We start from the raw sequence: 12958 nt of genomic DNA on the forward strand, positions 1-12958 counted from the left end.
GAGGGTTGGCCTCGCGGCACGGGCGGCACAGGGCGGCGGCGGTCACCGTCTGCGGTGCGTCGGCAGACGGTTACGCCCTGTGTGCACGTGATGATAGCCCCACTCGACGACCGCTCAAGATGCGTGTCTGAATCGGTATTCGGGCTTGTTCGGCCGTCCGTCCGGATCGGCGGCCTCAGTCTCCGATCCGGTCGATCTGCCGCAGTTTGTTGGTGGCGTCCAGGGCGGCCACCTTGTACGACTCTGCGAGCGTCGGGTAGTTGAACACCGCGTCGACGAGATAGTCGACCGTGCCGCCGCAGCCCATCACGGACTGTCCGATGTGAATCAGCTCGGTGGCTCCGGCTCCGAAGCAGTGCACGCCCAGCAGCGAGCGGTCCTCGGAGGACACCAGCAGCTTCAGCATGCCGTGCGAGTCGCCGATGATCTGTCCGCGGGCCAGCTCCCGGTACCGGGCGACACCGACCTCGAACGGCACGGAGTCCTCGGTCAGTTGGTCCTCGGTCCGCCCGACGAAGCTGATCTCCGGGATGGTGTAGATGCCGATCGGCTGGAGGTTGTGCATCCGGCCCACGGGCTCCCCGCACGCGTGATAGGCGGCCGCGCGTCCCTGCTCCATCGACGTGGCGGCCAGCGCCGGGAAGCCGATGACGTCGCCGACGGCGTAGATGTGCGGAACCTCGGTGCGGTAGTGCTCGTCGACCTTGATCCGACCGCGCGGGTCGGCGGACAGGCCCGCCTTGTCCAGGTCGAGGTCATCGGTGAGGCCCTGCCGGCCGGCCGAGTACATCACCGTGTCGGCGGGGATCTTCTTGCCGCTCTCCAGAATGGTCAGCGTGCCGCGCGGGTGCCGCTCCACGGCGGCGACGGTCTCGCCGAAGCGGAAGGTGACCGCGACGTCCCGCAGGTGGTACTTGAGGGACTCGATGATCTCGACGTCGCACATGTCGAGCATGCCGGGGCGCTTCTCGACCACGGTGACCTTGCTGCCCAGCGCGGCGAACATGGAGGCGTACTCCATGCCGATGACTCCCGCGCCGACGATGACCATGGAACGCGGCACGCGTTCGAGCGTGAGGACGTTGTCCGAGTCCATGATCGTCTGTCCGTCGAACTCGACGCTGTCCGGCCGGGCGGGCCGGGTGCCGGTCGCGATGACGATGTGCTCCGCGCTGATCAGCCGCTCCTGGCCGGTGACTTCGCGCAGGGCGACGGTGTGGTCGTCGACGAAGTGGCCGGTCCCGGCGTACAGGGCTATGTGGTTGCGGGTCAGCTGGCTGCGGATGACATCGACCTCGCGGCTGACCACGTGCTGGGTGCGGGCGGTCAGGTCGGCGACGGTGATGTCCTCCTTCACCCGGTAGCTCTGCCCGTAGAGATCGCGCTGGGCGAGTCCGGTGAGGTAGAGCACCGCCTCGCGCATTGTCTTGGAGGGAATGGTGCCGGTGTGGATGGAGACCCCGCCGACCATGTCGGGGCGGTCGACGACGGCGACCCGGCGGCCGAGTTTGGCCGCGGCGATGGCGGCCTTCTGGCCACCCGGGCCGGATCCAATGACAAGCATGTCGAAGTCGGGCACCTCCGGAGTCTGTCAGCCCGACGACCCCTTGCGAAAGGGCGAACGGGTAACCACCTCGTCGGGCCGGGGCTGCCGGAATTCCCTGAGGACTGCTCGCAGTTGCGCCGGGCGCTGCGACAAGTGACGCCGCGGCGCGATAATGCCCTCATGGGCCATCGACTCGGTGACGCGAGCACACCCGCCCGGCTGGCCGGCCCCGACGAGGGCATCGGCCGGGACGAGCTGGCCCTCGCCACCCGCAACCACGGTCTGCCGCTCGAAGCACTGCGCTACGACGTCACCCCGCCGGGGCTGCACTACGTCCTCACGCACTACGACATCCCGTACGTCCCCGAGGACGAGCCCTGGACGCTGACCATCGGCGGCCTGGTCCGCCGCCCGCTGCGTCTCGATCTCGCCGAGCTACGGGCGTATCCCCAGGTCACCGTGCGTGTCACGCTGGAGTGCGCGGGCAACGGCCGGGCCTTGCTGACGCCCCGGCCGGTGAGCCAGCCCTGGCTGGTCGAGGCCGTCGGCACCGCCGACTGGACCGGCGTACCCCTGCGGCTGCTGCTCGCCGAGGCGTCGGTCGCCCCCGACGCCGTCGACGTGGTCTTCACCGGCGCTGACCACGGCGTGGAGCGCGGGGTCGAGCAGGACTACCGGCGCTCGCTGCCGGTGGATGTGGCGACGGGCGCCGAGCCCGAGGTGCTGGTGGCGTACGCGATGAACGGCGTCCCGCTGCCGCCGCAGCACGGCAGCCCGCTGCGCCTCGTCGTCCCCGGCTGGTACGGGATGGCGCACGTGAAGTGGCTGCGCGAGATCACCGCCACCGACACGGCGTTCACCGGCTTCCAGCAGGCCGTCGCCTACCGGCTCAGGCAGCACCCCCAGGACGAGGGCGAGCCGGTCACCCGTATCGCACCGCGCGCCCTGCTGGTCCCGCCCGGCTTCCCGGACTTCATGTCCAGGACCCGCATCGTCCGGCCGGGTCCGGTGACCATCGACGGGCGCGCCTGGTCCGGGCAGGCACCGGTGACCCGCGCCGAGGTCAGCACCGACGCCGGACACACCTGGCACCCGGCCGACCTGGCACCGGACGCCGGGCACCGCTGGGCGTGGCGCCGATGGCGCTTCACCTGGACGGCGACGCCCGGTGAGCATGTGCTCAGCGCGCGAGCCACCGACGCCGAGGGCCACACCCAGCCGCTCGAAGCGCCCTGGAACCGCGGAGGCTTCGCCAACAACCTCGTCCAGCGGGTGCCCGTGCTGTGCGTCGACGCAGAGGACGACCACCGGTAGGGTCCGCCCGGTTCGGCAGCGCCCCGAAGGGGCGCGGGGAACTGCGCGACCAGCCACGACGGCGCCGCAGTCGAAATACGACGGCACATCGCGGCCCACCCAGCGGAGCGTTACGGCAGTATCTTGTCGAGTGCCGCGGGCCCTTCCTTGGACAGCTTGCGCTTCGCCCATTCCAGACTGTGCGGCGTGATGTCCTTGCCTGAGGCAAGAACCAGGTCCTCCGGCGACACATCGGTGCCGGTACGGGCGTGGAGCAGGTCGTCCGGGGTGGCGCGGTCCTCGGACGGCCCCGACGCTGACTGTGACGTCGTCATGATCTCTGCTCCTCGGGTCCGGATCGCTGCTACGGGCCCCGGTACATTCATCGGGTCCACTATCACCATTCATCGCGGCGGCCCGCCGTGCATCCTGAGGCGCCGGCGGATGTGACGCGAGGGACCCGGAGCAGCCCGTGTGACGCCCGGTGCGCGGCCCCTAGAACGGCGTCAGCGTCATCCGCAGACCCGTGGGCGCCGTGTCCTGGATGTACGACGCGAAGTCGGCCACGTCGTCGAAGGCGAAGCCGTACGCCTTGCCGTCCTCGGTCGCCGCGTGCATCGCCTTGGAGTAGTGGTTGGTGAGGCCGGTGGCATAGAAGGCCGCGGGGTCGGTCACCGGCTGGGCCGCGGTGCCGGCCAGCGTCGAGCGATTGAACCCGGCGCCGAGCACGGCGGCGACGGGACCGGTCGTGCCGTCGTTGGGCGCGGCGAGGGTGCCGTCGCAGAAGAGCACGTCCCGGGTCGACGGCTTGGCGAAGGAGACCGCGGCGGGCCCCTCGAAGACGAGCTGGTCGCCGCGCACCCGCCCGGTGAAGGTGCCGGCGTTGGTGGTGACCTTGAGGTCCTGACCGGTGTACGTGCTCCACACCTCGTCGATGTACGGAGCGAGGTAGTCGTCCGCGAACAGGCCCGCGTCCAGGCCGTGCCCGGGCGCGATCACGCGCGTGTCGTCCACGACGAGAGACGCGAAGCCCTCGGCCTCCCGCACGGCGGCGAACGCGGCCGCACGGCCTCCCTCGCGCAGCGTGCCGGTCGTCTGGTCCTTGGCGCCGGTCAGCCGGATGCTCAGCGGCACGCTGAACATGTCGACCATGGTCGTGTTGCAGAACATGCCCGCCGAGTTGTACGTGAACTCGGCACAGTCGTGCAGCACCGCATAGTTGGGGTCCGACTTGACCCAGCCGGCCGGGTACTGGAGTGCGCCGTTGCCGTTGCCGTCCGTGACCGCCTTGAACTTGAGCTTCTCGCCCAGGGACACATAGATACGGCCCGACATGTACGGCAGGTTCAGCCGGGTCTCGCCGCTGCCGGCCAGGCTGATCGCGTAGTCGGTGAAACCGTCGGCGCCGTTGTCCGAGACGGCGATCGGGGCGAGGGTGCCGTCGGGCGTGACGCGCACCTGCTTGCCGTCCTGGTTGCCCACGATGTAGACGTGAACGGAGGCGTTGTCGAAGGACCCGCTGTCGTTGACGAGCGTCAGCGGGAGGGCGCCGTCGGCTGCCTTCGTGGCGTTCCCGGCGAGGGCGTGGGGGGCGATCGCGGCGACGCCGGGTGCGGCAACTGCCGCTCCCGCGAGGGCGACGAGGAACCTGCGGCGGCCGAGGGTGCGCTGGTGACGGGGTGTCATGTGGGGCTGTCTCCCGTGTAGTCGGCGTTGATCTGAGAGCGCTCTCAGTGACATCCCTTTTACCTGGGGCCACTTGAGTAGGTCGATGGGCCGCGCGATCGCTTAAGCCGCCGATAAGGCGCGCTTAAGTGGCCTCCGTGGTGGACGCGGTGGTGGCGGGAAAGGCGATGGACGAGTGCGGCGGAGCCCCCGTACTGTGTGAGGCCACGCCCTGAGACGGCCGGAAGGAGGCGAGTGCCGTGCAGATCACCCTCACCCAGCGCTCCCTTTCCGTTGCCCCGGCGTGCTTCGTGTGACCGACCGGGAGCGCTCCCCGCAGCATGCATCCCGGAGGAATCAGTGACCGACCTGGTCATTCGTACGCTCGACGAGAGCGACGCCCATCTTTTCGACGCAGCACCGGACCCGCTGGGCGCCCGCGAGGCGCACCGGCTCACCCGCCATCGCCCCGACTGGAAGCGGGTGGCGCTGCGTGACGGCACGGTCGTCGCCCGCGCGGCCTGGTGGGGCGGTCCCGACGACACCGAGCCCGTCAACATCAACTGGTTCGACGTGGCCGACGGGGAGGAGGAAGCCGGAGCCGAGCTTCTGCGGACGGCGCCGTGGCACGTCGAGGAACTCGAGCTGAACCTGCCCGGCGGCTGGCGCGACACGCCGGAGCTGCGCTCGGCCGCCGAGCCCCGCTTCAGGGCCGCACGAGCCGCCGGATTCGAGTTGCTGGTGGAGCGCTTCCTGTACCGGTGGACTCCCGAGTGCGGGTTGCCCGAGCGACCCGGCCGTCTGGTCTTCGAGCCGGAGCCGGACGACGCCGTGTTCTACGACGCGCTGTGCCGCATCCACTCCGCCACCCTCGACGCCCACTCCCGTGCCGCCATCGACGAAGGCGGCGTCGACCGGGCGGCCCAGGAGGAACTCGACTTCTTCCGCTGGTGCCCCTCGCCCCGGGAGTGGTGGCAGGTGGCACGCACGCGTGCCGGTGAGCCGGTCGGCATCCACATCCCGGCGCGCAATCCGTCCGGCCCCTGCGTCGGCTTCGTCGGCGTCCTGCCGGAACAGCGCGGACACGGGTACGCCTACGACCTGCTCGTCGAGTGCACCCGCTTCCTCGTCGAACAGGGCGCCGAGTTCGTCACCGCCGCCACGGACCAGGGGAACTTCCCCATGGCCGCGCACTTCGCCAAGGCCGGGTATCCGGTGGTGCGGGAGCGGATCAACTTCCTGGCGGCCCGGAGGGACGACCTGGGCTGATCACAGGCAGTTCCCCGCGCCCCAAAGGGGCGCGGGGAACTGCGCGACAAGCCCCCACCGGCCCGCAGCAAACGAACCGCCTAACCAGCGGAGCGCCTGCGCATCGTCTCCGCCTCCGCCAGTATCTCAGTCACCCGAAGGGCGAACATGGCGTCGCACGCGTGCGCTTCCCCCGTGCGAGCGGCGCTCACCAGCGCATCGGCGGCCCGCACCAGCGCGGTCACCGCTCCCTCCGCGCCCTCCGGCAGCCGCGTCACTCCGGCCTCGCCCCGGAGCTCGACTTCGGCCCCGGCCGCCGCGGGCGGGGCCGTGAGGCTCAGCGTCAGCGTGCTCGACGCGCCGCCGGTGTGCTCGAGGACCAGATGGGTCGTGTCCCCGGGACCGGGCGCCGCGGCCGCCACCCGCCGTACGTCACCCAGCACCGGCAGCAGGACGGACAGGGCATGCGGGCCGACATCCCACAGCGCGCCCTTCTCCCGCCGCCACGGCGTGGCGAACGGGCTGTCACTGGTGAACACCGAACCCAGCCACTGGGCGCGCGCCGTGAACCAGCCGCCTTGCCCCGCCTGTTCGGTGATCCACGCCTCCGTAAGCGTCTGGAACCGGGTGGTGAAGAAGACCACCGAGGCGACACCGGCCTCCCGCACGGCCTCGACGACGGCCTGCCCCTCCTGGACCGTCAGCGCGATGGGCTTGTCCAGCAGCAGATGGCACCCGGCGCGCGCCGCCCGTGCGGCGAGCCCCGCCTGGACGTCCGGAGGCAGGGCGACCGCGACGGCGTCCACGTCGGCAAGAAGGGCGTCGACATCGTCGTACGCCCTCGTCCCGTGCAGGTCGGCCAGTTCCTTGGCGGCCTCGGGACGGCGGCCCCACACACCGGCGAATTCCAGGTCCGGGTGCTCGCTCAGGGCTGGCGCGTGAGCCATCTGTGCCCAGGGGCCGGTGCCGAGGAGTCCAATGCGCATGTCGTCGCCTTTCCGCGATACCGAGCCGAGTGCCGTGAGCCTCGCACACGGACTCGGCCGTCCGGCAACCCGGTTTACGCAAAGACGCACGCGAGCGGGGATTGAGTCGCCCGCGTGCTGAATCCGTTCTCTTTCTTCTATTGGACTGCTGGCGGCAGGCCAGCGAGGCTGAGGGATGACTCCCCACGACAGTCGAAAGAGGTCACGACCACATGCACACTCGCCGCATCGGTGACGTCGACGTCAGCGCGATCGGCCTGGGCGGTATGCCCATGTCGATCGAGGGGCGACCGGACGAGGCCCGGTCCCTCGCGACCATCCACGCCGCGCTCGACGCCGGCGTGACGCTGATCGACACGGCGGACGCCTACCACCTGCACGCCGACGAAGTCGGCCACAACGAGACCCTCATCGCCAAGGCCCTCGCCTCGCACGACCGGGGAGCGGATGTCCTGGTCGCCACCAAGGGCGGCCATCTGCGCCCCGGCGACGGCAGCTGGACTCTGAACGGCAGCCCCGAGTACATCAAGCAGGCCTGCGAGGCGTCCCTGCGCCGGCTCGGGGTGGAGGCCATCGGGCTCTACCAGTTCCACCGCCCCGACCCGCGCGTGCCCTACGCCGAGTCCGTCGGCGCGGTGCGCGACCTGCTGGACCAGGGCAAGATCCGTATGGCGGGCATCTCCAACGCGAACCCGGACCAGATCAAGGACGCGGGCGAGATCCTCGGCGGCCGGCTGGTCTCGGTGCAGAACCAGTTCTCCCCGGCCTTCCGCTCCAGCGAGCCCGAGCTGCGCCTGTGCGACGAACTCGGCATCGCGTTCCTGCCCTGGAGCCCGCTCGGCGGTATCGTCCGCTCCGGTGAACTCGGCTCGGTCCACGCGCCGTTCGCCCGCATCGCCGAGGCCCACGGCGTGAGCCCGCAGCGGGTGTGCCTGGCCTGGATGCTCGCCAAGTCGCCGGTCGTCGTACCGATCCCGGGGGCGAGCCGGCCGGAGACGATCCGTGACTCCTGCGCCGCGCCGGACCTCGTGCTCACGCCCGAGGAGCTCACCGAGCTGGACGCCGTCTGAGCCGACGTCAGCCGGTCCGCTCCAGCTCCAGCCAGGTCGTGAGCGCCCACCACCAGTGCACGGCGCTCAAGGGGTTGGAGCGGCTCTCGGGCGGCAGGTCGGTCAGCGACTCCCCGGTGATCTGCTGGAGCCGGCCGAGCCGGTAGCGGACGGTGTTGGGGTGGGTGAACAGCGTCGCCGCGGTCTGGTCGAGCCGACGGCCGTTGTCGAGGAACGTCAGCGCGGTCAGCGCGAGCTGCCGGTGAAAGGCGTCCGACGGATCGAGGGCGCCCAGGAGCCGGTCGCTGAGGTACGAGCCCAGCAGCGGCTGGTCCGACAGCGCTATCTCGGCCGCGAAGTCGGTGACGTCGTACAGCCCCAGCCGCCCCTGCCGCCCCCCGATCTCCAGCGCGCGGACGCAGAGCCGATGCGCCCGGCGGAGTTCCTGAAGCGGCACCGCCGGTGAGACCACGACCAGCGCGGCATCACCCACCTCCTCGCCGGTGGGCCTGCGCGGACACAGCCCGGCAAGCCTCCTCTCCACCGGCCCGAAGATGCCCCGCAGGGGGACCGGGCCGGTGGAGGCGTCCGAGACCACCAGGTGACGCCGGGCATCCGGTCGCAGACCCACCCGCGCCAGTTCCTCGGCCGACGGCGCGACCTCGCCCGTCAGCAACTGGCGCAGCAGCCTCGTCCTCAGCTCGCCCACGCCGTGCGGCGCGCCCCGCTCCGCCGCGCGGTACCCGTTGATCACATGCCGTTCGACCGCGTCGCCGTACTCCTTCAGCCGCAGTACGAGAACGAGCAGCGCCCCGTCCGGCACCCCCGCCGTCCGGCAGCGGTCCACGGTGATCTCCACCGCCCGCGTGAGCGCCGCCTGGACACCGCGCAGCACGGCGGTCATCGGAACGCCCTGCCCGGCCCGGTCGGCACCCAGCAGCAGCGCGGCGGTGAAGTCCTGTTCCTCGACGTGGTCGAAGCCGCCCCGTGCGCCCGGATCGAAGGTCCCGAACCAGGCGCCGGCCGCACGGATGATGGCCGTCACATGCGAGCGGGTCTCCGCCTCGGTGAGCCGGGCGACCTCGGGGGAGTGGAGCCGCGCCGCAAGGGCGAGTTCGCCGCACACATCCGTGTCGACGGCCAGGGCCCGCAGGACCTCTCCGACCGGCTCCCGCTCCTGGACGACCGTCATGAACCCCTCCCTCGTCCGCTGGTCCGAGCGCTGTCGCCGGGCCACAACGAGGAGACGCCCGCGTTGACTCCCGACGACTACCACGCTGCCCTGAGGACCTGATTCCCTGTGGGCTACCGACGGTAACAACACACGTGTCACAGCAATACCCTGCGCGCCGCCCGCATCCCGCACGCCGTACGGAAGGCAGCTCATGGTGACCACCGAGCACACGGACAGCACGGAGCCCTCGGCCGCTCCGGGAGCGATCAGCCGCCGCCGCGCCCTGACCGTCGCCGGCGGCGCCCTCGCCGGAGCGGCCCTCGCGCAGATGCCCGCCTTCGCGGCCACGTCAGCGAGCGCCGACGCGGACGCGATCGTCGTGGGCGGCGGACTCGCCGGACTCGTCGCGACCGCCGAACTCGCCGCCGCGGGCCGCAAGGTGCTCCTCCTCGACCAGGAACCCGAAGCCAGCCTCGGCGGACAGGCGTTCTGGTCCTTCGGCGGCCTGTTCTTCGTCGACTCCGACGAGCAGCGGCTGATGGGCGTCAAGGACTCCCACGAACTGGCCTGGCAGGACTGGCAGGGCACGGCCGGCTTCGACCGGGGTGTCTCCGATCCGCTCGGGCAGGACTACTGGGCCGCCAAATGGGCCGAGGCATACGTGGACTTCGCATCCGGTGAGAAGCGGTCCTGGCTCGCCGGTCTTGGCGTGCAGTGGTTCCCGATCGTCGGCTGGGCCGAGCGCGGCGGCGGACTCGCGGACGGGCACGGAAACTCGGTGCCCCGCTTCCATGTGACCTGGGGGACCGGTCCCGCGGTGGTCGAGCCCTTCGAGAAGAAGGTACGGGCCGCGGTCGAGGGCGGGCACGTCACCTTCAAGTTCCGGCACCGCGTCGACGGCATCGTCACGACCGGCGGCGCCGTCACCGGCGTACGCGGCAAGATCCTCGAACCCAGCAACGCCGCCCGCGGCAAGCCCAGCTCCCGCACCGTCGTGGGCGACTTCGAACTGCGGGCGCCCATCGTCATCGTCACCTCGGGCGGCATCGGCGCCAACCACGATCTCGTACGGCAGAACTGGCCCGCCCGGATGGGCACTCCGCCCAAGTTCATGGTCACGGGTGTGCCCGCGCATGTCGACGGGCGCATGCTCGCCATCACGGAGAAGGCGGGCGGCCGGATCGTCAACCCCGACCGGATGTGGCACTACACCGAGGGCTTGCGCAACTACGACCCCATCTGGCCCGGCCACGGCATCCGCATCCTGCCGGGCCCCTCCTCCATGTGGTTCGACGCCACCGGCAAGCGGTTCAACACCCCGGACATTCCTGGGTACGACACGCTCCACACGCTCAAGTCGATCACCGAGACCGGCTACGACTACTCCTGGTTCGTCACCACCCAGAAGATCATCGCCAAGGAGTTCGCGCTGTCGGGCTCGGAGCAGAATCCCGACCTCACCAACAAGAACATCTGGCAGCTGCTGTCCCGGATCTGGCAGACCCCCGAGCCGATCGAGAAGTTCAAGAACAACGGGGCCGACTTCGTCGTCGCCACCACACTGCCCGAACTGGTCGCCGGCATGAACAAGTTGACCGGCGACGACCTGATCGGCCTGGCCGGTCTGCAACGCCAGATCGAGGCACGGGACCGGGAGATCGACAACCCGTACACCAAGGACGTCCAGGTCATGGGCATCCGCAACGCCCTTGCCTACCCCGGCGACACCCTCAGCCGTACCGCATCGGCTCACAAGATCATGGACTCGAGCGCCGGACCGCTGATCGCCGTACGCCTCAACATCCTCACCCGCAAGACGCTCGGCGGGCTTCAGACCGACCTCTCCGGCCGCGTCCTGGACGGGACCGGAACCCCGATCCCAGGGCTCTACGCGGCCGGTGAGGTCTCGGGTTTCGGCGGCGGAGGTGTGCACGGCTACCGCTCCCTGGAAGGCACCTTCCTCGGCGGTTGCCTGTTTTCCGGCCGCCAGGCGGGCCGTGCGGCGGCCGCCGCGACCGCGAGCTGAAATCCCGACGGCGCGCTCGCACATGAACGTCGCGCGGGAACTGGCGCAGCAGGGCTGTCCGCGCGAGGCCGGGACGGCGACATGAACCGGGCCGGGGCTGTGCGCCCCGGCCCGGTCACGGCGGTACCCGCGATGTCCTTCATCCGGGGGCGGGTTCGTCGGTGGGGTGGCCGCGGCTGAAGCCGGGTCCCTAGGATGGACTCCCAGTCAGGCCAGCGAAGTTGGCGCGGGCAAAGAGGCCGGGGGAACGATGCACACCGACAAGCAGCTGTCCACGTCGATCGACGCCGACGTACCGACGGCCGCCCGGATGTACGACCACTACCTGGGCGGCAAGGACAACTACGCCGCCGACCGCGCGGCCTGCGAGGAACTCGACAAGGTCGTGCCCAGCACCCGCCGGCTCGCCGTCAACAACCGGCGCTTCCTCCAGCGCGTCGTACGGACACTGGCCGAGGACCACGGAATCCGCCAGTTCCTCGACCACGGATCCGGCCTGCCCACCCAGGACAACGTGCACCAGGTCGCCCAGCGCGTGCACTCCGACTCCCACGTGGTCTACGTCGACAACGACCCCATGGTGCTGGTCCACGGCCGGGCACTGCTGGAGCAGGACGAGCGCACCGCCGTCATTCACGCGGACATGCGCGAGACCGACGCCATCTTCGCCCACCCCGACACCCAGCGCCTGATCGACCTCTCCCAGCCCGTCGCCGTGCTCTTCAACTCGGTGATGCACTGCATCCCGGACAGCGACACGGACGGCCCCCTCGCCGTGGCCCGCCGCGTGGCCGCACGACTGGTCCCCGGCAGCTACTTGGTCATGTGCCAGCTGGTCAGCGAGGACCCCGAAGTGCGCGCCTTCGTCACCGACTTCATGGACAAGGCGACCCAGGGACACTGGGGCCGGGTGCGCCAGGAGCAGGACGTCGCCGCACTGTTCGAGGGCCTGGAGATCCTCGAGCCGGGCCTCGTGGAGGTGTCCACCTGGCGGCCCGACTCCGAGGTGGCACCCCGTCAGCTCACCCACGAATGGATCGAGTTCGGCGGCGTCGGCCGCCTCCCCTGAGGTCGATCAGGTCCTGGACCGGTCAGGCCTTGGGGTAGCGCTGTTCCATCGTCTCCCGCAGCAACTCCAGCGAGGCCCGGGGCGTGAGCGCCTCGTCGGCCAGCCGGTCCAGGGCGAGCCGGTACTCCTCCGTCTCGTCCTGGTCCTCCAGGAAGTTGGCGCTCCTTATGTGCTCCAGGTAGACGACGTCGGGCAGGTCGAGACCGCCGAAGCGGAGATACGTGATCGGTATGGCCGGCGCCGAAGCGTTCGTCACGTCCAGCGGCACGATCTGCACGGTCACGTTCGACCGCTGAGCCATCTCGACCAGGTGCGCGAGCTGCTCGCGCATCACGTCCACGCTGCCCAGGACGCGCAGCAGCACTGACTCGTCGATCACCGCCCACAGCTGCGGAGCGTCGGCTCCTCGCTGGAGCAACTCCGTCCGCCGCGTGCGGAGTTCGACCCGGCGCCGTACCTCGGCCGAGGGCGCGGTGGGCAGACCCCGCCGTACCACCGCCCGGGTGTATTCCGGAGTCTGGAGCAGACCCGGGACGTACTGGATCTCGAAGGTACGGATCGCGGCCGCCGCCTCCTGGAGTCCCACCAGCCGGTCGAACCACTCGGGCATCAGGCGTTTGTCGTAGCGCTGCCACCAGCCCGGCTCACCGGCGCGGTGCAGCAGCTTCAGCAACACCGAGGCTTCGTAGTCGTCCGTGCCGTACAGCTCCAGCAGGGCGCGGACATCGCTCTCCGCCGGGGGACGGCGGCCCTTGCCCGCCTCGATGCGCGAGAGCTTGGCGGGGCTGAAGCCCAGGGCCCGTGCCGCCTGGTCCTGGGCGAGTCCGGCGTCCTCGCGGAAGCCCGCCAGCTGTACACCGACCAGCATTTTCAGCAGAGTCGGCGCGGGCTCCGGCCGGTCG

The 12958-nt window shown here is 70.6% G+C and carries 11 protein-coding genes; 5 read left to right on the forward strand and 6 right to left on the reverse strand.

The genetic code is table 11. From position 1 onward, the window contains the following. Positions 1-175: 175 nt before the first annotated feature. On the reverse strand, positions 176-1579 hold the full coding sequence (gene sthA, locus KCH87_RS47440; protein ID WP_210594227.1) for a Si-specific NAD(P)(+) transhydrogenase: 1404 nt from the start codon (positions 1577-1579) through the stop codon (positions 176-178). A gap of 147 nt (positions 1580-1726) precedes the next feature. Between sthA and KCH87_RS47445 the strand changes: the two genes are divergently transcribed. Beyond that, positions 1727-2860 (forward strand): sulfite oxidase, encoded by a 1134-nt coding sequence (locus KCH87_RS47445; protein WP_210594228.1) that lies wholly within the window; start codon positions 1727-1729, stop codon positions 2858-2860. Between the two features lie 110 nt (positions 2861-2970). Here the strand turns inward: KCH87_RS47445 and KCH87_RS47450 are convergent, their stop codons facing one another. Together KCH87_RS47450 and KCH87_RS47455 are read right to left on the reverse strand one after the other, a co-directional pair. Beyond that, positions 2971-3174, reverse strand: a complete 204-nt coding sequence (locus KCH87_RS47450; RefSeq protein WP_210594230.1) for a hypothetical protein — start codon at positions 3172-3174, stop codon at positions 2971-2973. 160 nt (positions 3175-3334) lie between these two features. Continuing rightward, positions 3335-4525: a beta-1,3-glucanase family protein gene (locus KCH87_RS47455; RefSeq protein WP_210594231.1), complete on the reverse strand. Its 1191-nt coding sequence runs from the start codon at positions 4523-4525 to the stop codon at positions 3335-3337. 339 nt (positions 4526-4864) lie between these two features. On the opposite strand from KCH87_RS47455, the gene KCH87_RS47460 reads away from it, so the two are divergent. Further along, on the forward strand, positions 4865-5773 hold the full coding sequence (locus KCH87_RS47460) for a GNAT family N-acetyltransferase (RefSeq protein WP_210594233.1): 909 nt from the start codon (positions 4865-4867) through the stop codon (positions 5771-5773). Positions 5774-5853: 80 nt separating this feature from the next. Here KCH87_RS47460 and KCH87_RS47465 read toward each other — a convergent pair whose 3' ends face one another. Further along, positions 5854-6738 (reverse strand): Gfo/Idh/MocA family protein, encoded by an 885-nt coding sequence (locus KCH87_RS47465; protein WP_210594235.1) that lies wholly within the window; start codon positions 6736-6738, stop codon positions 5854-5856. A 212-nt stretch (positions 6739-6950) separates the two neighbouring features. Here KCH87_RS47465 and KCH87_RS47470 point away from each other — a divergent pair, with 212 nt between their 5' ends. Next, on the forward strand, positions 6951-7808 hold the full coding sequence (locus KCH87_RS47470) for an aldo/keto reductase (RefSeq protein WP_210594236.1): 858 nt from the start codon (positions 6951-6953) through the stop codon (positions 7806-7808). Between the two features lie 7 nt (positions 7809-7815). Here KCH87_RS47470 and KCH87_RS47475 read toward each other — a convergent pair whose 3' ends face one another. Then, positions 7816-8979 (reverse strand): CdaR family transcriptional regulator, encoded by a 1164-nt coding sequence (locus KCH87_RS47475; protein ID WP_210594237.1) that lies wholly within the window; start codon positions 8977-8979, stop codon positions 7816-7818. A 193-nt stretch (positions 8980-9172) separates the two neighbouring features. On the opposite strand from KCH87_RS47475, the gene KCH87_RS47480 reads away from it, so the two are divergent. Then, a complete protein-coding gene (locus tag KCH87_RS47480) occupies positions 9173-10987 on the forward strand; it encodes an FAD-binding dehydrogenase (protein WP_210594238.1) in 1815 nt (604 codons plus the stop codon). A 250-nt stretch (positions 10988-11237) separates the two neighbouring features. Next, the gene (locus KCH87_RS47485) at positions 11238-12056 is read left to right on the forward strand and encodes an SAM-dependent methyltransferase (protein WP_210594239.1); all 819 of its coding nucleotides are present in this window, start codon (positions 11238-11240) and stop codon (positions 12054-12056) included. A 22-nt stretch (positions 12057-12078) separates the two neighbouring features. Here KCH87_RS47485 and KCH87_RS47490 read toward each other — a convergent pair. Further along, a partial coding sequence (locus tag KCH87_RS47490) for a helix-turn-helix transcriptional regulator (RefSeq protein WP_210594240.1) occupies positions 12079-12958 on the reverse strand: 880 nt, incomplete at its 5' end.

This window comes from Streptomyces sp. GESEQ-35 (assembly GCF_017948485.1).
Taxonomy (GTDB): Bacteria; Actinomycetota; Actinomycetes; order Streptomycetales; family Streptomycetaceae; genus Streptomyces.